Raw genomic sequence first — 20,776 nt, 5'->3', positions numbered from 1 at the left:
CGTCCCCTTAATCCAGCCGACGTTTGGTTTTCAGCCACGTCAGGCCAATAAACATTACCGCCGAAGCGATTAAAAACAGCACGTTGATAACCAGCACCACCGGAATGTTGCCCGCCAAAAAAAGGCTTTGCAGGGTGCTGACGAAATAGCGCGCCGGAATAATGTAAGTCACCGCGCGGATAATCGCCGGCATGCTGTCTATCTGGAAGATAAACCCCGACAACATAATCGAGGGCAGGAAAGCGGCGTTCAGCGCAACCTGCGCGGCGTTAAACTGATTACGGGTGATAGTGGAGATAAGCAGGCCCATGCCGAGCGTACTGAGCAGGAACAGGCTGGTAATAAAAAACAGGATTAACAACGAGCCGCGATAGGGCACGCCAAGAATAAACACCGACACCAGCATACACAGCAGCATCGCCAGCATGCCTAAAAAGTAATAGGGGATCAGTTTGCACAGCAGCAGCTCAACGCGGGTAACTTCGGTAGACAACAGAGCTTCCATGGTGCCGCGCTCCCATTCACGCGCCACCACTAACGAGGTGAGGATCGCGCCAATCACCGTCATGATGATGGTTACCGCCCCGGGAATAATAAAGTGCTGGCTGATAGCCGCCGGGTTAAACCAGTAGCGGGTCTGCACATCGATTAACGGCTTGAACGATTCCCCGCGATCCTCTGCCCGCTGTTGCTGCCAAATCTGCCAGATACCTTCGACATAACCCTGCACAAAGTTGGCGGTATTCGGTTCGCTGCCGTCAGTAATCACCTGAATAGGGGCTGTGTCGCCGGGTCGCGCCATTTGTTGGGCAAAATCTACCGGGATCACCACCAGCCCGCGAATGCGCCCGGCCTGCATTTTCTCAATCAATTCCTGACGGTTATCGCTGATGGTGGCGTCAATGTACGGCGAACCGGTCATGGTGTGGGTGAAATCCAGCGCCTCTTCGCTCTGCTGTTCGAGCAAAACTCCCACTCGCAGCTTGCTGGAGTCGAGGTTGATCCCGTAGCCGAAGATAAACAGCAGCAACAACGGGATCACCACCGCAATCAGCCAACTGCTGGGATCGCGGACGATCTGGCGCGTCTCTTTTACGCACAGCGCGCGTACGCGTCGCCATGAGAGCGCGGAGTTACTCATGCGTATGCTCCTTATCCCAGTCATTGATGAGCGTAATAAACGCCTGCTCCATGGTTGGGTCCGGTGTGTCGCTATCGGCAGCCTTTGCTTTCAGGTCGTCCGGCGTGCCGCTGGCGATCAGTTTGCCGCGATACACCAGCCCGATGCGATCGCAATATTCCGCCTCATCCATAAAGTGGGTAGTCACCATCACCGTGACGCCTTTTTCCACCATACTGTTGATATGCAACCAGAATTCTCGACGGGTAAGGGGATCAACCCCGGAAGTGGGTTCATCGAGAAACAGGATATCTGGCTCATGCATCAGCGAGCAGGCCAGCGCCAGACGTTGTTTAAAGCCCAGCGGTAGCTCGTCGGTAGCGTGGGAGGCGATGCTTTTCAGGCCAAATGCCTCACTCATGCGATCGATCTTCTCTTTCTGCGCTCGACCGCGCAGGCCGTAGACGCCGGAGAAAAAACGCAGATTCTGTTCAACCGTCAGGTTGCCGTACAGGGAGAATTTCTGCGCCATATAGCCCAGATGCTGACGCGCTTTGCCGGAGCTAACCTTGAGATCCATATCCAGCACCAGCGCTTTGCCGGAGGTAGGAACCAGCAGACCGCACATCATTTTAAAGGTGGTGGATTTCCCGGCGCCATTGGGGCCTAACAGGCCAAAAATCTCGCCGCGCTGCACGGCAAAGTCTACATGGTCGGTAGCGGCAAAATCGCCAAACTTTTTGGTCAACGCTTTGGCTTCGATCACCGTTTCGCCAGGCGTGCCTTCCACGGTATGCAGGATGGCGCCCAGCGGTGACTCTGATGTTCCGGCCCCGCCGAGTAAATCGATAAAAGCATCCTCGAAACGGGGAGTGGTTTCGTTGATGATTATCTCCGGCATACCGTTCGCGTCTTGAATCTGCTGGGCCGTGGCCTCTTTTTTCAGGATCAAACGGACGGATTTCCCCTGAATCATCCCGTCGCTGACCTGCGGCAGTTTTAACACGCGTTGCAGCAGTCGGCGGTTATTTTCCTGCGGGCTGCTCATTAAAAAACTGCGTCCGGCCATCGTCTGCGTAAGCTGGGTCGGATCGCCCTGATACAGCAATTCGCCTTCGTTCATCAGCAACACATCACAACACTGCTCAGCTTCATCCAGATAGGAGGTACTCCAGAGGATCAGCATCCCGTCGCCCGCCAGTTCATGGACCATTTGCCACAACTCGCGGCGGGATATCGGGTCGACGCCCACGCCGGGCTCATCCAGCAGCAACACTTTGGGTTCGCCGACCAGCGTACAGGCAAGCCCGAGCTTCTGTTTCATGCCTCCGGAAAGCTTGCCTGCCAGTCGTCCGGTAAACGGACCCAGTGAGGTAAATTCCAGTAACCGGGCAAAGGTTTTTTCTCGCACGTCGCCGGTGACGCTGCGCAAATCGGCATAGAGATTGAGGTTCTCCATAACCGTTAAATCTTCGTACAGGCCAAATTTCTGTGGCATATAACCGAGCACTGCATGCAGGGCGCTGTCGTCTTTGATGGGATCAAAACCAATTACCGCAGCACTTCCGGCGTCGGGTTTTAACAAACCCGCCAGCATGCGCATCAGCGTGGTTTTGCCCGCGCCGTCCGGCCCGACAAGCCCGGTCACGTAGCCGGCATGAACGGTACAGTCGAGCGGGGCGACGGCCGGTTTTTCTATTCCGGCAAAGTTTTTCGTCAGCCCATTCAGCGTAATGACGGCGTCAGTCATGCCGCGCCTCATCGCCAAACTTTATTGTTACCGGCATCCCCTGGCGCAGCGCATCGTCTGCGTCGGTCACCACAATGCGCAGACGATAAACCAGGTCGGTACGCAGGTCAGGGGTCTCGACCGTTTTCGGGGTAAACTCGGCTGTGGGCGATACGAAGCCAATTTTACCGTGATAAGGCTTATCCGGGCGGCCATCGGTGTAGAGCAGAATTTCGCGTCCTGGCTGCGCCTGGCTCAGATTTCGTTCGTCAACGTAGGCGCGAACCCAGACCGGACGCGTGAGTGATAGCGTCAGTACCGTGCCTCCTTCGTTCAGCATGCTACCCGGTTCAACCGCCCGGGTGAGGATCGTGCCGTCAGACGGAGAGGTCAGCGTGGTGTCATGCAAATTCAGCTCAGCCTGCGCCAGCTCAGCTTGTGCTTGTTCGAGCGTGGCTTTCGCCTGCTCAATATCCTGCACACGATTACCGCTGCGATACTGGGCGAGTTTATCCTGGGCTGATTTCAGTGAGGCCAGCGCCTGGTCACGTGATGAACGGGCGTTTTCCAGATCGTTAGCGGAGATGGTGCGGCTTTTCCACAGTCCTACCTGGCGATTGTAAAAGTTCTGCGCATAATCATAGGCGGCCTGCGCCTGTTTGACCGCCGCTGCGGTTTGCGCAATCTCTTCTTCACGATAACCGGCCAGCATTAGATCGTATTGCGCCTGCGCAGCGGCAACATTGGCTTTTGCCTGCATTAATGCGTTTTCATACGGCGCGTGGTCCAGTTCGCCCAGCACCTGACCGGCGGTAATGGCGTCGCCTTCGTCAACCGCCAGCGAGGCCAGCCTGCCGCCGACGCGAAAACTCAGATTGACGCTTCGGATATCGACGTTGCCGTAGAGCGTCAGAGCGTTATCTTGACGACTTTGATACCACCACGTTCCACCGGCAATCACGGCAACGAGGGCCGCGATAACCAGCCCGAGAACGACAGGTTTTTTCATGACTCCAGACTCCTTTGCGTTAAACCTTGCAGAATAAGATCGATGTGACAGGTAACGGTTTGCTCAATCAGCGCGGTTTTATTCTCATCAAATTGTGACCAGCCCGTCCGCAACAGAATAGTTTCTTTCCCCAGACGAAAGGCCAGCACTTCGCCGAGTATGGCGTGGGTGTGCAGAATCATTTGGGTATCGTTGGCATCGCGACCAGTATAGGCAGCAATCAGGCGCGTCAGGTGGGTATGCAGCGGATTGATAACCTGGTCGTGCACCAGTTGATAAGCCGCGGTGGGTGAAAGCTGTTCGCGCGAGATAAATTTGCTCAGGTTAACGGTGTCGTCCTGGGTTAACAGCATGATCATATTTTTACAGGCGCGCAGGATAAGTTCGCGCATCGCGCCACGATCCGGCTCCGGCTGAGCAAACAGACGTTCGGCTTCTTCTGCATGCGGGCGAAACTGTGAGCCAATAAAATCAGCAATCCACTGGGCGCAGGCGAGGTATAAATCCTCTTTTGAGCCAAAATAGTAGGTGATGGCCGCAATGTTTTGCCCGGCCTGCGCGGCGATATCGCGCGTTGTGGCGTGCAGACCATACTCGCCGAACTGCGCCAGCGCGGCGGCGATGAGCTGATTTTTCGCCTGTTCACCTTTGGTTGTCATGGTGGGTGTATTCATGGCACGACTCTGATCTTAATCAATCGATTGATTAAGATTATGACTGATGTGCAACCTTGTCCAGTCTGCGAGGTTATTTTCCGTTGAAGGGATAATTTATGCGGTACATCACAAAAACTGCTACACTCCGCCCCTTCATGACATTGTGGTTTTTGTCATCTCTATTGTGTGTATCTCCCTGAAAACGACACCGGTAACGGTCAGGGCGGTTCGGAGTTGTTATGTCTTTTGATTCCCTTGGTTTGAACCCTGATATTTTACGTGCCGTTGCCGAGCAGGGTTACCGTGAACCTACCCCTATTCAGCAGCAGGCGATCCCTGCCGTGCTGGAAGGCCGCGATCTGATGGCCAGCGCCCAGACCGGTACGGGGAAAACAGCAGGCTTTACCCTGCCGTTGTTGCAGCACCTTGTGACCCATCAGCCGCATGGTAAAAGCCGCCGTCCGGTTCGTGCGCTGATCCTCACGCCCACTCGTGAGCTGGCGGCCCAGATTGGCGAAAACGTTCGTGATTACAGTAAGTATCTCAATATTCGCTCGCTGGTGGTTTTCGGCGGTGTCAGCATTAACCCGCAGATGATGAAGCTGCGTGGCGGTGTAGATGTGCTGATTGCCACCCCTGGTCGTTTACTCGATCTGGAACACCAGAATGCGGTGAAACTGGATCAGGTTGAGATCCTGGTGCTGGATGAAGCTGACCGCATGCTGGATATGGGCTTTATTCATGACATTCGTCGCGTTCTGGCCAAACTGCCGGCAAAACGCCAGAACCTGTTGTTCTCGGCAACGTTCTCTGACGATATTAAATCGCTGGCCGAAAAGCTGCTGCATAACCCGCTGGAAATCGAAGTGGCGCGTCGTAATACCGCGTCCGAGCAGGTGACTCAGCATGTGCATTTCGTGGATAAAAAACGCAAACGTGAACTGTTGTCGCAGATGATTGGTCAGGGCAACTGGCAGCAGGTGCTGGTGTTTACCCGTACCAAACACGGTGCGAACCATCTGGCGGAACAACTGAATAAAGACGGCATCCGCAGCGCTGCGATCCACGGTAACAAATCTCAGGGGGCGCGTACGCGTGCGCTGGCCGATTTTAAATCCGGTGATATTCGCGTGCTGGTGGCGACCGATATTGCCGCGCGCGGGCTGGATATTGAAGAGCTGCCGCACGTGGTGAACTACGAGTTGCCAAACGTCCCGGAGGATTACGTGCACCGTATTGGTCGTACCGGTCGTGCGGCCGCTACTGGCGAAGCGTTGTCTCTGGTGTGCGTCGATGAACACAAGCTGTTGCGTGACATCGAGAAGTTGCTGAAAAAAGAGATCCCGCGTATTGCGACGCCAGGCTACGAGCCAGACCCGTCCATTAAAGCTGAGCCGATCCAGAACGGTCGTCAGCAGCGTGGCGGCGGCGGTGGTCGAGGGCAGGGCGGAGCAGGGCGTGGACAGCAGCCGCGTCGTTCGGATGGCGGAGCGCCAAAAGCGAAGCCGCGTAATGGCGAAGGCAAACCGGCAGGTGATAAACCTCGTCCACCGCGCCGTCCGCGCAAACCGTCTGCAGCGCAGTAATTCACCTTGCTGTATGGCAGTATAAACATGCTATCCGGTCTACACACTGTGTAGGCCGGATAGGTCAATCACTCCCCCGAACTTTGCGATTTCAGCACGATTGAGCAGGTATATCGTCCTGCCGGGTGAATCGAAATCGTCGTCTCAAATACTTTCCCGTCCCTGTCCAGATAACGACGCACGATTCTCATTGCTGGTGAATCAGGTGCTACATTGAGAATCTTTGCCACCTTTTTGGGCACGCCGACAGCCGTAATGGTCTGATGCACCTCATGGCTTTTAATACCGTAATGGGTTTCGATCAAATCGCTGATTAACGAGTGTGGGTCGTCACGGATGTACGTACGCAGTTTGGCGTAATCCGTGCTGGCATAGCTGTCCGTCCAGCAGATTGGCGCGTCGGGGTTTTGCGCATCTTCGCGAGTGCTGGCAATGTGCAGCCAACGGGAACCTGGCGGGCAGCCAATCATCTGGGACAACTCTATGTCCGCCACAATCTCATCGATTTTCTTGATGACGCGCAGATTGTTTTTGGCCAGCAGCAACAGATCCTCAAGATGCGATAGCGGGTGATTGACGCCGTTAGCCTTAGGTTCGCAAACGCGAGTTCCCGCGCCTTTACGCCGTGATATCAGACCTTGCTCTGTTAATTCCCTTAACGCCTCACGCATGGTGTGGCGGCTGACCTGCCATGTTTCACACAGTTCCATTTCCGTAGGAAACAGCGAACCGGGGGCAAAGGTTCCCACCGCAATTTGCTGCGCCAGTTCACGTGCTATTCGCTTGTACAGAGATTCTTTCATCGCAGTTTCATCAAAATATTAGTGATCTTTATCACGAAAATTTGTACGGACTATTCCCTACATTTCTTATAAATACTATAAATGTCCGTACATTTAAATGTACGGACATTTGTTTATGTCTGGACATTGTGGCGGCATTTGAATATCCAACAAACTGCCGTAAACACGCATCTTATCATTATCAGATTTTCCAGGGGGATTTATGGCTTCGAATGTACTTGATTCTGTTCTGTTCAGGGACTCTTTCGGCACACCGGCGATGCGCGCTGTGTTTGACGATCGCGAGCTGGTGCGCAAATACGTGGAAGTGGAAGTGGCATTAGCCAAAGCCCAGGCACGCTGTGGTGTGATACCCGAGGCTGCGGCGCAGGAAATTGCAGAAAAATGTAATGCTGACACGCTCGATTTTGATTTATTGCGCCATGAAACCGAAATTGTGGGTTATCCGATCCTACCGCTGGTGCACCAGATTTCTAAACAGGCAGGCGAGTCCGGCGGTTATGTGCACTGGGGGGCCACCACTCAGGACATTATGGACACCGCAGTGGTTCTGCAAATTCGTGATGCTTTTGCGCTCATTGAGTCCGATATGGACAAACTCCGCGCCACGCTGGCCGATCTTTCACGCCGCTACCGTGATACGCCGATGGCCGGGAGAACCCATTTACAACAGGCTTTGCCCGTGACATTCGGCTACAAAGCGGCCATCTGGCTGGATATGTTTGAACGCCACGCGGAACGTCTTTCCCAGGCGCGTCCTCGTGTATTGGTCGGCGAATTTGCGGGAGCGGCCGGTACGCTGGCATCGCTGGGGGATAAAGGGCTGGCGGTACAAAAAGCGATGATGGAAGAGCTTGGGCTAAATGTCCCAACATCCACCTGGCACGTCGCGCGTGATGGTTTTGCCGAAGCGGTGAACCTGTTAGCGGTGATTACCGGGTCGCTGGGCAAGATTGCCTACGACGTAATGCTGCTGGCAGCAAATGAGTTTGGCGAACTGTATGAGCCGTTTGTTAAAGGGCGTGGCGCCAGCAGTACCATGCCGCAGAAACGCAACCCTATTTCCAGCGAGCTGATGCTGGCCTGTGCCAAAGGCGTTCGCCAACAGGCAGGGTTGATGCTTGATGCGATGGTGCAAGATCTGGAGCGTGCAACCGGGCCGTGGCATGCCGAATGGATTGCTATCCCAGAAAGTTTCGTGCTCAGCGCGGGGGCATTGCATCAGGCCAATTTTATGCTGGCGGGGCTGGTGGTCGATGAAGAGGCGATGAAACGTAACCTCGGCATGACTAATGGATTGATTGTGGCTGAAGCGGTCATGATGGGGTTGGCTCCGTATATTGGTCGTCAGGATGCACATGACGTGGTGTATGACGCCTGTCGTATCGTCAACGAACAAGGTGGACGATTGGCTGATGTGCTGAATGCGATGCCATCCGTTGCAGAAAGACTGGATCCGCAATTGATTGAAAAACTGACCGACCCGGCAAATTACCTGGGAATGGCTCCCGCGATGGTCGATCAGGTGCTGGCCAAATATATGTCGCAGAAATGAAGGTTCTCGGGCTAACGGAATAAGGATATTTTTATGTCAACGAATTCTGTCGCGGGAAAATCCATTCTGGCGTTCCTGATACCGCTGGCGATTGGGGGGATGATTTGGTTTTATCCCGTACCTGATGGTCTGACGCCTCAGGCCTGGCATATGTTTGCTATTTTTGCCGCGACCATTGCTGCTATTCTTACCCAACCGCTCCCTTCGGGGGCGGTAATGTTGATTGCGCTTTGTGTGGTGATTTTTACCAAGACATTGCCAGAGGCGAAAGCGCTGTCAGGGTTTGCGTCCGGTACAGTATGGCTCATCTTCTGCGCCTATGTTCTTTCTCTGGGGTTTTTCACCTCTGGGCTTGGGAAACGTATTGCGTATAAAATGTTATCGCTATTTGGCGGCAGTAGCCTGGGTATCGCCTACTCGCTGGGGGTATCCGATCTGATTATGGCTCCGGCAATGCCGTCAGTTACAGCCCGTTCTGGAGGGATTATTTTCCCTATCACTCGTTCAATCAATGACGTATTAGGCTCGGCTCCGGGAGTAACCGGCAAGCGTATTGGTGATTTTTTAACCATGGTGTGCTTTCAGTTTACGCCCATTACCGGGGCGATATTCCTCACCGGGATGGCGGCAAATCCGCTGGTGGCGAGTCTGGCTAAATCCTCATTAGGCGTTGAGATAACCTGGGGCGGGTGGTTTGTTTCCGCTGTTGTTCCTGCGATGGCCTGTTTCTGTTTGATGCCGCTTCTGGTCTATAAGTTGCTGGATCCTGAGCTTAAACGTACGCCAGAGGCAAAAGCGATGGGCAAGCAGGCGCTCGGTGAACTCGGTGCGATGAGCGGTAATGAGAAAAAGGTCGCGTTTGGCTTCGTGTTGGCATTGGTCGGCTGGGGCACCAGCTTAATCACGGGATTATCGGCAACCTCGGTTGGACTGGGATTGGCTGCTTATCTTTTCGCCTCTGGCGCAGTCAGTTGGAAAAGCCTGCTCAATGACCATGCAGCGTGGGACACGGTGATCTGGTTTAGCGTCATTATTAGCCTGGCAACCGGGCTTGCCGATCTGGGCTTTATTAAATGGATGACGATAAAACTGGGCAGCGGTATTCAGGGATTTGGCGCGATAGAGTCCTTTATTTTGCTGGGGATCCTCTATATTTACGTCCATTACCTCTTTGCGACCGCCACCGGCCACGTGGCTGCGCTGTATGCCCCTTTTGCGGCAACGGCGATCGCTGCGGGCGCACCGCCGATGATGGTCGCGATTTGCTTTGGTATCTTCAGTAATCTGATGTGGGGCAATACGGAATACGGTGGTGGACCTGGCCCTATCTATTTTGCCCAGGGTTATTTTGAACGCCCGCGCTTTTACAAAATCAACCTCTGTGTGGTGACGGCAAATGTCATTATCATTTTTGCCGTGGGTATGCTGTGGTGGAAGCTGCTGGGATACTATTAACCGACACGTTTATTCGGCCTGCAATGTACCTGACTGTAGGCCGTATAGGGTTCCCGGCAATTTAAGTCAACGCTGCGAAGCGCTTTCCAGAATGAGGGAAAAAGGTACATCCAGCGCCTGAAATGTGCCACAATAGTGGCTGTTTATACAGTATTTCAGGTTTTCTCATGGCACTTACGGCTGCGCTGAAAGCGCAAATCGCCGCCTGGTACAAGGCGCTTCAGGAACAGATCCCCGACTTTATCCCCCGGGCACCGCAGCGGCAGATGATTGCTGACGTCGCGAAAACGCTCTCCGGGGAAGAAGGGCGGCATCTGGCGATTGAAGCGCCGACTGGGGTGGGGAAAACCCTCTCCTATTTAATTCCGGGAATCGCCATTGCCCGTGAAGAACAAAAAACGCTGGTGGTTAGTACCGCCAACGTCGCTTTGCAGGATCAGATCTACAGCAAAGACCTGCCGTTACTGCGCAAAATTATTCCTGACCTGCGTTTTACCGCCGCGTTCGGTCGTGGGCGCTATGTCTGCCCGCGTAACTTAGCGGCGCTTGCCAGTACTGAACCCAATCAGCAGGATCTGCTGGCTTTTCTCGACGACGATCTGACGCCAAATAACCAGGAAGAACAAAAGCGCTGCGCCAGGCTGAAAGGCGACCTCGACACCTATAAATGGGACGGGCTGCGCGATCACACGGATATCGCTATTGATGACGGACTCTGGCAACGCCTGAGCACCGATAAGGCCAGCTGTCTGAATCGTAATTGTCATTATTATCGTGAATGTCCTTTTTTTGTCGCCCGCCGGGAGATTCAGGAAGCCGAAGTGGTGGTTGCCAACCATGCGCTGGTGATGGCCGCTATGGAAAGTGAAGCTGTTTTGCCGGAGCCGAAAAACCTGCTGCTGGTGCTTGATGAAGGACACCACTTGCCGGACGTTGCACGCGATGCGCTGGAGATGAGTGCGGAAATCAGCGCCCCTTGGTATCGACTACAGTTGGATCTGTTTTGTAAGTTAGTGGCAACCTGCCTGGAGCAGTTTCGCCCCAAAACCACGCCGCCGTTGGCAAATGCCGAGCGTCTGAACGGCCACTGCGAAGAACTGTATGAACTGATTTCATCGCTCAACAATATTCTTAATCTGTATATGCCCGCCACCCAGGAAGCAGAACACCGTTTTGCGATGGGGGAATTGCCAGCGGAAGTGATGGAGATTTGTCAGCGCCTGGCGAAGCTCACGGAAATGCTGCGCGGTCTGGCGGAACTGTTCCTCAACGATCTCAGCGAAAAAACCGGCACCCACGATATTGTGCGTCTGCATCGGGTTATTTTGCAGATGAACCGGGCGCTGGGTATGTTCGAAGCGCAAAGCAAGCTGTGGCGGCTGGCCTCGCTGGCGCAGTCGTCAGGCGCTCCGGTGAGTAAATGGGCGACGCGTGAAGTGCGTGACGGGCAGATCCATGTCTGGTTCCACTGCGTGGGGATCCGCGTGAGCGATCAACTGGAAAGACTGCTGTGGCGCAGCGTACCACATATTATCGTTACCTCCGCCACGCTGCGCTCGCTCAACAGCTTCTCGCGTCTGCAGGAGATGAGCGGCCTGAAAGAAAAGGCCGGTGACCGCTTCGTCGCACTGGATTCTCCGTTTAATCATGTTGAGCAAGGCAAAATTGTTATTCCGCAGATGCGCTACGAACCGTTGATGGAGAACGAAGAGCAGCATATCGCGGAAATGGCCGCCTATTTCCGCGAACAACTGGAAAGCAAAAAGCATCAGGGCATGCTGGTGCTGTTTGCCAGCGGTCGGGCGATGCAGCGTTTTCTTGAGCACGTCACCGATCTACGTCTGCTGTTGCTGGTACAGGGCGATCAGCCGCGCTATCGTCTGGTGGAACTACACCGCAAACGGGTACAAAACGGTGAGCGTAGCGTGCTGGTGGGGCTGCAATCTTTTGCCGAAGGTCTGGATTTGAAAGGCGACCTGCTGACTCAGGTGCATATTCATAAAATCGCCTTTCCGCCAATCGATAGCCCGGTAGTGATCACCGAGGGTGAGTGGCTGAAAAGTCTGAACCGTTATCCTTTTGAAGTGCAAAGTTTACCGGCGGCATCGTTTAATTTAATCCAGCAGGTCGGGCGACTCATCCGTAGCCATGGCTGCTGGGGGGAAGTGGTTATTTATGACAAGCGTTTATTGACCAAAAACTACGGTAAGCGTTTACTGAATGCGTTACCCATATTTCCGATAGAGCAACCTGCTGTACCAGACGTTATAGTAGAACCAAAAGAAAAAGCGAAACCCACGCGCCGCCGCAGGCGTTAACGATGTGAGCAACAGCAAGGAGTTATCGATGGATTACCGCAAAATCATCAAAGAGATTGGGCGAGGGAAAAATCACGCGCGTGATCTGGATAAGGATACTGCTCGCGGACTGTATACCCATATGCTGAACGGCGACGTACCGGAGCTTGAGATGGGTGGCGTACTGATTGCGCTACGTATTAAAGGCGAGGGTGAAGCGGAGATGCTGGGTTTTTACGAAGCGATGCAGAACCATACCATTCGCCTGACGCCGCCGGTTGCTAAACCCATGCCCATTGTTATTCCCAGCTATAATGGCGCACGCAAGCAGGCGAATCTGACTCCGTTGCTGGCAATTTTACTGCACAAGCTGGGCTTTCCGGTAGTGGTGCACGGCGTCAGTGAAGATCCAACCCGCGTGCTGACAGAAACCATTTTCGAACTGATGGGCATTACGCCAACGCGGCATGCGGGACAGGCACAGGCAAAACTCGATGGTCATGAGCCGGTGTTTATCCCGGTGAGCGCGCTGTGTCCTCCGCTGGAGAAACAGCTGGCGATGCGCTGGAGAATGGGCGTGCGTAACAGCGCGCATACGCTGGCTAAACTCGCCACGCCGTTTGCTGAAGATGCCGCGCTGCGTCTTTCCAGCGTGTCGCATCCGGAATACGTATCGCGCGTGGCGAAATTCTTTGGCGACATCGGTGGTCGCGGTCTGTTGATGCACGGCACCGAAGGCGAAGTGTATGCCAACCCGCAGCGCTGCCCGCAGATAAGCCTGATCGATTCCTCCGGCGTGCGCGTATTGCACGACCGCCAGAGTGAGATGCCTGACGAACCGGTACCGCTGCCGGTGGCAAAAGATCCGGAAACTACCGCGCGCTGGATAGAACGTTGTCTGGCCGGTAGCGAGCCTGTTCCGGCTTCGTTGAAAATACAGATGGCCTGCTGCCTGGTCGCAACCGGCGAATCTTTCTCGCTGGCTGAAGGTCTGGCTCGCGTCGGGCAAAGCTTCTAATTTCTTGTTTCCCCGACAGGCCATTTCCAGGCCTGTCGGTTCATTCTTTGCAACAACGTGAAATTTCTGCACGTTTATTGACCTCCTGACTGGCGTGGCGCAGCATAGTTTGTTGAAAAATAAGAAACACAACAAACACGCGACACAACAGGAGATAACAATGAACAGTGGACATCGCTTCCATGTGCCAACGCTGCACGCCTTCATTCAGGCCATTTTTCACCAGATGGGGAGTAACGAGCAGGAAGCGCGGCTGGTGGCCGACCATCTGATTGCCTCTAACCTCGCCGGGCACGACTCCCACGGTATCGGCATGATCCCAAGCTATATTCGCTCCTTCTCGCAGGGACATCTGCAGATCAACCGTCATGCCAAAGTGGTAAAAGATGCGGGAGCGGTGATTACGCTTGATGGCGATTGCGCATTTGGTCAGGTGGCGGCGCACGAGGCAATGACGCTTGGGATTGAAAAAGCGCGCCAGTACGGTATCGCCGCCGTGGCGTTACACAATTCGCACCATATCGGACGCATTGGTTACTGGGCGGAACAATGTGCGGCGGCGGGTTTTGTCTCAGTACACTTTGTGAATGTGGTGGGTATCCCGATGGTCGCACCGTTCCACGGTCGCGATAGCCGTTTTGGCACCAACCCTTTCTGCGTCGTTTTTCCGCGTAAAAATACCTTCCCGCTGTTGCTGGACTATGCAACCAGCGCCATCGCCTTTGGCAAAACCCGTGTGGCATGGCATAAGGGGGAACCTGTGGCTCCGGGATGTCTGATTGATGCCGAGGGAGCGCCGACCACCGATCCTGCTGTGATGCAGGTCTCTCCGCTGGGTTCGTTGCTGACCTTCGCTCAACACAAGGGTTATGCGCTGGCGGCGATGTGCGAAATTATGGGCGGCGCGCTTTCTGGTGGTAAAACCACACATGAGGAGAGCCTGCAGACCAGCGCAGACGCCATCATTAACTGCATGACTACCATCATTATGAACCCGGAACTGTTCGGCGCGCCGGACTGCGATAACCAGGTCGCGGCATTTGCTGAGTGGGTAAAAGCGTCCCCGCATGCCGATGACGCTCCGATCCTGTTGCCAGGGGAGTGGGAGGTGAATACTCGTGAGGAACGGCTGGAACAAGGTATTCCGCTGGATGCCGGAAGCTGGCAGGCAATTTGCGAAGCGGCGCGGCAAATAGGGATGTCCGACACCGTGTTACGAGAGTTTCGTCAACGGTTGGAACAGTAGGTAAAAAAAAGCCCGTCCAGTGGCGGACGGGCAAACAAAGGGTAACAAACAGGGTCAATGAGGGTTGGAGCATTGGGTCGTACAGGTAATCTTTCGGTTATTTATAGATAACCGCGGTGCCGCTCATTTTGTCGTTGCCGACAGCGGAGGTGATGTTGTAACCCGTTGCGCCGGCAGCGGCGGCTTTCTCAGCCAGTTTTGCTTCCAGACCATCCAGCGTGGTGGCGCCATCTGCAGAAACGACACCAATTTTATTCATGCTTTGTGCCTGAGTGGAGGAAACCGGCTCGGCAGCGAAAACGCCAAATGACAGGGTAGAAAGGGCGATGGCGGCAACGGCAAATTTGATATTTTTCATGATTAATCTCTCGCAGGTTTGTTCTGTTAGTCAGTGTTCTGTTTAGAAGACGTTGTTTCGTCGATGTGAGAAGTATCACGTTTTTTTATGCGAGAGAAAATCGAATAGAATTGACGGCATCAATCAAAAAAATTGAATGACAAATAACTTATTGAATATTAATAAATTCGAAAGAGGGATTTACAGTTCTTGTCATTACGCTTTACAGAGAAAGCGGCAACGGCACATTTTGCTACACAGCATGCGAAAAAGCGTGCTCGTAAAGGAAATCGTCTGCGCTGAAACTTTTGGTAAAGATGAGTCAACGTAGCTGGCTGTCTTTCGAACCTCTGCGATTATATCCTGAAAATGCTAATTTATGTGAATCTTTATCCTGCTGGCAGGCGACGCATAAGCGTACGCCCGGAACCGCCTCACGTCTGGCCTGTGGGATAGGATTACCGCATTCTTCGCATTCATACAGACTTTCCCCGGTCGGTAATTCACCGCGGGCGCGGGCAACAGCATCTTCAATAGTATTGTTGATCTGCTCGTTAACTGCGTCGTCATTTGCCCATCCGGATGCCATATGTACCTCCTGTCATTGTCTACAGAATAAGTATAGCGAATATGATGGCTGAAAAACGACCACGCATCAGCGGTATCAGATTTCGGACCATTCGTGCAGGAAACTGCATTCGGGACGAATGCAGTTGGGCTGAGTGAAGTGGGTTACTTATAGATAGTGGCGCTGCCGTACATCTGGTTTTTACCGCCCGCAGAGTTAACGACAAAGCCTTTTGCGCCTTGCTCTTTTGCTTTCTCTGCCAGCTTGTCTTCGAGATCGCTCAGGTTAGAGGCTCCGGTAGCGAATACTGTACCGGAGGCCTGGAGCTGACCGGTTGCAGGGCTGGTGTTGGGCTGTGCGGCAAAGGACGCGAACGTCATACCGGTTAGTACGGTAGCAGCAAGTAATGTGAGGCATTTCTTCATGGTGATATCCTCTGAGAAACAACAGGTGGTGCCTGATAAGTTTAGGTCGCCTGCGGATGATATTTACCGCAAAAAATCGATGATGAATCGTCTATTTTTTGAACGATTTATTCGGCGTGAAACAGGCATAAAGAATCAAATTTCCTTGATGAGTGTGTTTACCGCGTGGCGTTATGCGGGTATCTTACGCCGCTGTTAAAAGGAGAATGCTATGTCCCCCCAGAAACCGGGATTACACCCACGCAACCGCCACAATGGCCGTTATGATCTTGCGACTTTATGCCAGGTTACCCCCGAGTTGACGCAATTTCTCATCCTCACGCCCGGCGGCGAGCAGAGCGTTAACTTCGCCAATCCGCAGGCAGTGAAGGCGCTCAATAAAGCACTGCTGGCGCATTTTTATGCGGTGAAAAACTGGGATATTCCAGACGGTTTTCTGTGCCCGCCAGTTCCTGGTCGTGCGGACTACATTCACCATCTGGCCGACCTGTTAGGTGAAACGACAGGAACCATTCCGGCAAATGCGAGCGTACTGGACGTGGGAGTAGGGGCCAATTGTATTTATCCGCTGATTGGCGTGCATGAATACGGCTGGCGATTCACCGGTAGCGAAACCAGTAGCGAAGCGTTTAACAGCGCTCAGGCGATCGTTAACGCCAATCCGGGGTTAACTCGCGCAATTCGTTTGCGCCGACAAAAAGATGCTGCGTCAATCTTCAACGGTATCATTCATAAAAACGAGCAGTATGAAGCCACTGTATGTAACCCGCCATTCCATGATTCTGCGGCCTCTGCGCGTGCCGGAAGCGAACGTAAGCGTCGTAATCTGGGTCAGGACAAAGATGATGCGCTGAACTTTGGCGGACAGCAGCAGGAGTTGTGGTGTGAAGGCGGCGAAGTGGTGTTCATCAAGAAAATGATCGCCGAAAGCCAGGCCTTTGGTCGGCAGGTGATGTGGTTTACCACGCTGGTTTCGCGCGGTGAGAATTTACCTCCGCTGTATCATGCATTAACGGATGCGGGCGCGGTGAAAGTGGTTAAAAAAGAGATGGCCCAGGGGCAAAAGCAGAGCCGCTTTATTGCCTGGACCTTTATGGATAACGATCAGCGTCGTCGTTTTATGGCGCGTAAACGCTAAAGCGTTGGCTCCCCTGGCGGCAGTTGATCGCTTGCCGCCGACGGAGGGCCATTCACCGGTGCAGGCAAGACCTGATACGTCTGTACCGGGGCGCGTACGTTGGCCAGATCGAAATGTTTCTTCACCTGGCTGTCGAGCGCGAAACGTACGGTCCACTGTTTCAGCGGCAGGGTCGTAAATGAGACCCGTAGCGTGAAAGCCGTATTAGTTAACCCGACGATCCCGGCAAACGATGGCTCGCCGATAATAAGCCCGCGAATATCGTCCTTTTCCATCAGCTCAGCGACAGCGTCTTTCAACGCCTGATTGGCTTTATCCGCATCCTCATGACGGTCGACATCGTAATTGGCGACGACCGAGCCAATGCCACGCACAAAGTTGGCGAAGGTGGTTATCGATGACCAGGGAATGATATGGTACGCCCCGGTATCCTGACGCACCCCCACAGAACGAATGGACATCCTTTCAACCGTACCGGTGAGTGGACCGATAGTGACTAAATCCCCGGTGTTCATACCATTTTCGAACTGAATGAAGATCCCGGTGATAATGTCTTTTACCAGCGTTTGCGAGCCAAAAGAGATCGCCAGCCCCAGCGCCCCGGCCCCGGCCAGCAAGGGGGCGATATTGACGCCAATTTCGGACAGCACAATCATGATGGTGATGGTGCTGATAATCACCGCCAGCGCATTGCGGAACAGCGTTAACAGCGTACGGGTACGGGCACTGGGCAACGGGCGACCGTGAATATCGGAAGCCAGACGATTTTCAATCAGGCTGGCAAGGATCGTCCAGCCAATGGCGGAGAAGAAAAGAATCAGCGCGATACGAATCAGGATATCCACCGTTTTTTCTCCGGCGCCGTAATGCAGCCAGTTCCAGAAGTCGAACAATCCCCAGGCATTGAGCAGTAGCATCACCGCGACGCACACCGTAAGGATCCGGGCCACGCTTAACGCCGTCGACAGCCAGCCATTCAACCGTTTTTGTAATTCCGGATAGCTGCGCTGGGTATGTGGCGACAGGGTAATCGTTTTGGCTATCCAACGCGAAAGCATGCCGGAAACAAAGGCGGCAATGCCGATAATCACCAGGCTGCGTAACGTTGCGCCCATCATGAATTTCAGACTGTTGCCAGGGTCAAACAGCGAGAAGAAAAACAGCACAATGAAGTAAGCGCTGGCCAGCCAATGCCATACCAGCGCGAAGGCGCGAATAAACAGGCTGAAAAAGGCTAACGATCTTTCCGCCAGATTGAGCAAATGCTGTGTGATCTCTTTCTTATTTCTAAAAATAAGATACAGCGCCCATAGCGTGATACACAGCATGATGATGACGTTTGCCATCGCACCGACCTGCACGTTGACCTGATTTGAGATAATAGGAACAGCAACAATCAGTCCGTAACCAATCAGGCTGCTTAATGAACTCAAACGGCGATTCCAGTAGCGCGCACCGTCATCCTGAATGTTAAACGGGCGTAGCTCCGCTACCGTCGGGCAAAATATCAGACGTAAAATCGCCTTGAAGAACTCAATCAACGCAAAGGCATTGAGGAACAGGCTTTGCTGGAAAGCGATGGTGCGGCTCCCGGCGTTCATTCGATCGCTCAGAATCTGCCCTATAAACAACGTCAGCGCCAGCAGTAATAAATCGATAATAAATGCGCCGACGATCATTGCCGGAAGCTGTAGCCAGTTGCTGCGTTCGCGGTTTTTCCGTCGCGCCCATTGTCCCATTTTGCGATACAGCGGCAGCGCGCACAGGCGGATCAGCCAGTAAAACCCAAACACTGACGCTGCCAGCATTAAAAAATGGGTCAGGGCATTGGTGAAGGTTTGCGGGTTAAAGGTTTTATGCGGGGCGTCGGTGATGTTGCGGTAAAGCTGGGCAAAGCGGTCGGAAAGAACTTCACTATAGTGACGACTGACATCTGTCACGTTTTCCAACACCGTTTTTTCTTCAGTTAGCGTGGGGGGGACAATTACAGGCACGGGCTCGGGAGGAGGCGTTGCCGCGACTTTGCGCAATTGACCGATCAACTCCTGGCGCGATGCTTCATTGTCCAGTACGTCAGCCAGCGCGGCGTAAGCGGCTTTCTTTTGCTCAACATCAGGCTCTTTTGCGGGGGTGGCTTGCGGGTCGGCTGAAGTCGAGGTTGTGACGCCGGGTATCGTCACCGCGTGAGACGGTATGCTCAGCAGACAAAAGAAGACCAACAGGATCCAGCGCATGACTCCTCCCATGAGAAAATAAATTCAAAAGGATAAGTATAGATGCCAGGGCGCAAGAGAATTGAAATGAGAGGATTCTGGTGAAAACCTCCCTTCGGGCGAAGGGAGGTCAACGCATCAGGAAACGTGCTGCAAGAATTCCTGTAAACGCTGGCTGGGTGGATTTTCAATCAGGGCTTGCGGATTACCGTCTTCGGCAATACGTCCCTTATCAATGAAAATCAGACGTGAGGCCACTTTTTCGGCAAAGCCGATCTCGTGGGTCACAATCACCATGGTCATCCCTTCTTCCGCCAGATCCTGCATGACTTTCAGAACTTCGTGGCGCAGTTCAGGGTCAAGCGCTGAGGTTGGTTCATCAAACAGCATCATTTTCGGCTTCACTGCCAGTGCTCGGGCGATAGCCACACGCTGTTGTTGACCACCGGACAGTTCAGAAGGGTAGTGATGCGCACGCTCGGCCAGGCCGACCTTCGCCAGTAATTCTTTCGCCAACTTCTCTGCCTGTTCTTTATTCGCCCCGCGTACGCGCTGCGGCCCAAACATGACGTTTTCCAGCGCCGTCAGGTGGGGGAACAGGTAGAACTGCTGAAATACCATCCCGGCTTCCTGGCGAATTAACCGCTCATCGACCTTGGGATCGTTTACTTTCAGACCGTCGACGATCAGATCGCCAGAGGTTATCTCTTCCAGCTTGTTAATGCAGCGCAGCAGAGTAGATTTACCGGAACCGGACGGCCCGATGATGACCACGACTTCGCCCTGCTTAATGTTCAGATCAATATTGTGCAGCACCTGGGTAGGGCCAAAGTGCTTAGAAACGTTTTTAAATTCAATCACAGGATTTTCATCCTTCTTTCCAGACGACGCAGAATGAAGCTCAGCACCAGGGTAATGATCAGATAGAACACCGCAACGGCGCTCCAGATTTCCAGTGCGCGGAAGTTACCGGCAATGATTTCCTGCCCCTGACGGGTCAGTTCAGCGACGCCAATGACGATAAACAGCGAGGTATCTTTAATGCTGATGATCCACTGGTTGCCCAGCGGCGGCAGCATACGACGAAGTGCGAGAGGCAAAATAACGTGACGGATGGTCTCAGTGCGTGAAAGCCCAAGCGCCAGTCCGGCTTCGCTGAATCCTTTATGGATTGAGAGCACCGCACCGCGGGTGATTTCCGCAATATAGGCACCGGAGTTGATCATGATGGTGACAACGGCGGCGCTAAAGGGGTCAATACGTAAATCGTTAAACGCCATTGGCAGGGCGAAGTAGATAAACATCACTTGCACAACGATTGGTGTGCCACGAATGACTTCGATAAACACCAGCGCTACGTGGTTGGCTATCCAACCGCCGAAAGTACGTGCAAACCCTGCTGCAAGCCCGATTACCAGACCGCCAGCCAGACCAAGGATCGAGATCCATAAGGTCATTTTGGCGCCTTCAATTAGAAGCGGGATGGCGGGCCAGATGGCACTCCAGTCAAACTGCATATGTCGTTCCTGTTACCGTGGTGTAAAGATTCAAATGCCCGTTTTGCCAGATGCGCTGTGCTTATCCGGTTTACAGGTCTCAAAAATACTGGGAAAGGCCCGGT

General features: G+C 53.6%; 18 protein-coding genes. 7 read left to right on the top strand and 11 right to left on the bottom strand.

The features are described 5' to 3' along the window. Positions 1-7: 7 nt before the first annotated feature. The 4 genes from FDX11_RS06690 to cecR are packed head-to-tail and all read right to left on the bottom strand — an operon-like array spanning position 8 to position 4,532. A complete protein-coding gene (locus FDX11_RS06690; RefSeq protein ID WP_137366212.1) occupies positions 8-1,141 on the bottom strand; it encodes an ABC transporter permease in 1,134 nt (377 codons plus the stop codon). After that, positions 1,134-2,870, bottom strand: a complete 1,737-nt coding sequence (locus FDX11_RS06685; protein ID WP_137397661.1) for an ATP-binding cassette domain-containing protein — start codon at positions 2,868-2,870, stop codon at positions 1,134-1,136. The genes FDX11_RS06690 and FDX11_RS06685 overlap by 8 nt, the downstream gene beginning before the upstream one ends. Continuing rightward, positions 2,863-3,858: a secretion protein HlyD gene (gene hlyD / locus FDX11_RS06680; protein WP_137397660.1), complete on the bottom strand. Its 996-nt coding sequence runs from the start codon at positions 3,856-3,858 to the stop codon at positions 2,863-2,865. Before hlyD ends, FDX11_RS06685 begins: the two co-directional genes overlap by 8 nt. Next, a complete protein-coding gene (gene cecR / locus FDX11_RS06675; RefSeq protein WP_137397659.1) occupies positions 3,855-4,532 on the bottom strand; it encodes a transcriptional regulator CecR in 678 nt (225 codons plus the stop codon). Before cecR ends, hlyD begins: the two co-directional genes overlap by 4 nt. 221 nt (positions 4,533-4,753) lie before the next feature. Between cecR and rhlE the strand changes: the two genes are divergently transcribed. Beyond that, positions 4,754-6,100, top strand: coding sequence for an ATP-dependent RNA helicase RhlE (gene rhlE, locus FDX11_RS06670; RefSeq protein ID WP_137350178.1), 1,347 nt, complete (start codon positions 4,754-4,756; stop codon positions 6,098-6,100). 68 nt (positions 6,101-6,168) lie between these two features. Here the strand turns inward: rhlE and FDX11_RS06665 are convergent, their stop codons facing one another. Beyond that, positions 6,169-6,903: a GntR family transcriptional regulator gene (locus FDX11_RS06665; RefSeq protein WP_003831553.1), complete on the bottom strand. Its 735-nt coding sequence runs from the start codon at positions 6,901-6,903 to the stop codon at positions 6,169-6,171. A 202-nt stretch (positions 6,904-7,105) separates the two neighbouring features. Between FDX11_RS06665 and FDX11_RS06660 the strand changes: the two genes are divergently transcribed. The 5 genes from FDX11_RS06660 to FDX11_RS06640 all read left to right on the top strand — a co-directional run bounded on the left by FDX11_RS06660 (position 7,106) and on the right by FDX11_RS06640 (position 14,474). Continuing rightward, positions 7,106-8,458, top strand: coding sequence for an adenylosuccinate lyase family protein (locus FDX11_RS06660; protein ID WP_061381908.1), 1,353 nt, complete (start codon positions 7,106-7,108; stop codon positions 8,456-8,458). Positions 8,459-8,491: 33 nt separating this feature from the next. Then, positions 8,492-9,913 (top strand): DASS family sodium-coupled anion symporter, encoded by a 1,422-nt coding sequence (locus FDX11_RS06655; RefSeq protein WP_137397658.1) that lies wholly within the window; start codon positions 8,492-8,494, stop codon positions 9,911-9,913. A 167-nt stretch (positions 9,914-10,080) separates the two neighbouring features. After that, positions 10,081-12,231 carry an ATP-dependent DNA helicase DinG gene (gene dinG / locus FDX11_RS06650; protein WP_137366219.1) on the top strand — a complete coding sequence of 717 codons (2,151 nt, stop codon included), beginning with the start codon at positions 10,081-10,083 and terminating at the stop codon, positions 12,229-12,231. Positions 12,232-12,259: 28 nt separating this feature from the next. Continuing rightward, entirely contained in the window at positions 12,260-13,228 is a 969-nt protein-coding gene (gene ybiB / locus FDX11_RS06645; RefSeq protein ID WP_137397657.1) for a DNA-binding protein YbiB, read from the top strand. 160 nt (positions 13,229-13,388) lie between these two features. Further along, the gene (locus FDX11_RS06640) at positions 13,389-14,474 is read left to right on the top strand and encodes a malate/lactate/ureidoglycolate dehydrogenase (protein ID WP_079224880.1); all 1,086 of its coding nucleotides are present in this window, start codon (positions 13,389-13,391) and stop codon (positions 14,472-14,474) included. 97 nt (positions 14,475-14,571) lie between these two features. Here the strand turns inward: FDX11_RS06640 and ybiJ are convergent, their stop codons facing one another. From ybiJ to mcbA, 3 genes are all read right to left on the bottom strand, one after another. Next, a complete protein-coding gene (gene ybiJ / locus FDX11_RS06635; protein ID WP_006685371.1) occupies positions 14,572-14,832 on the bottom strand; it encodes a DUF1471 family protein YbiJ in 261 nt (86 codons plus the stop codon). Between the two features lie 301 nt (positions 14,833-15,133). After that, complete coding sequence (locus FDX11_RS06630) at positions 15,134-15,400, bottom strand: DksA/TraR family C4-type zinc finger protein (protein ID WP_042309595.1); 267 nt, start codon at positions 15,398-15,400, stop codon at positions 15,134-15,136. A gap of 143 nt (positions 15,401-15,543) precedes the next feature. After that, positions 15,544-15,804, bottom strand: a complete 261-nt coding sequence (mcbA, locus tag FDX11_RS06625) for a DUF1471 family periplasmic protein McbA (RefSeq protein WP_006685368.1) — start codon at positions 15,802-15,804, stop codon at positions 15,544-15,546. Positions 15,805-16,015: 211 nt separating this feature from the next. Here mcbA and rlmF point away from each other — a divergent pair, with 211 nt between their 5' ends. Beyond that, a complete protein-coding gene (gene rlmF, locus FDX11_RS06620) occupies positions 16,016-16,942 on the top strand; it encodes a 23S rRNA (adenine(1618)-N(6))-methyltransferase RlmF (RefSeq protein ID WP_137397656.1) in 927 nt (308 codons plus the stop codon). On the opposite strand, the gene ybiO is transcribed toward rlmF, so the two are convergent. The 3 genes from ybiO to glnP form a co-directional block, all read right to left on the bottom strand. Beyond that, on the bottom strand, positions 16,939-19,176 hold the full coding sequence (gene ybiO / locus FDX11_RS06615) for a mechanosensitive channel protein (protein ID WP_079224874.1): 2,238 nt from the start codon (positions 19,174-19,176) through the stop codon (positions 16,939-16,941). The genes rlmF and ybiO overlap by 4 nt on opposite strands. Positions 19,177-19,293: 117 nt before the next feature. After that, positions 19,294-20,016, bottom strand: a complete 723-nt coding sequence (glnQ, locus tag FDX11_RS06610; RefSeq protein WP_042309588.1) for a glutamine ABC transporter ATP-binding protein GlnQ — start codon at positions 20,014-20,016, stop codon at positions 19,294-19,296. Continuing rightward, positions 20,013-20,672: a glutamine ABC transporter permease GlnP gene (glnP, locus tag FDX11_RS06605; RefSeq protein ID WP_006685364.1), complete on the bottom strand. Its 660-nt coding sequence runs from the start codon at positions 20,670-20,672 to the stop codon at positions 20,013-20,015. The genes glnQ and glnP overlap by 4 nt, the downstream gene beginning before the upstream one ends. Positions 20,673-20,776 lie beyond the last annotated feature (104 nt).

This window comes from Citrobacter sp. wls714 (genome assembly GCF_005281025.1).
Taxonomy (GTDB): domain Bacteria; phylum Pseudomonadota; class Gammaproteobacteria; order Enterobacterales; family Enterobacteriaceae; genus Citrobacter; species Citrobacter werkmanii.
Note: the sequence above shows the minus strand (reverse complement) of the source record. Positions and strands in the feature narration are given on the sequence as shown.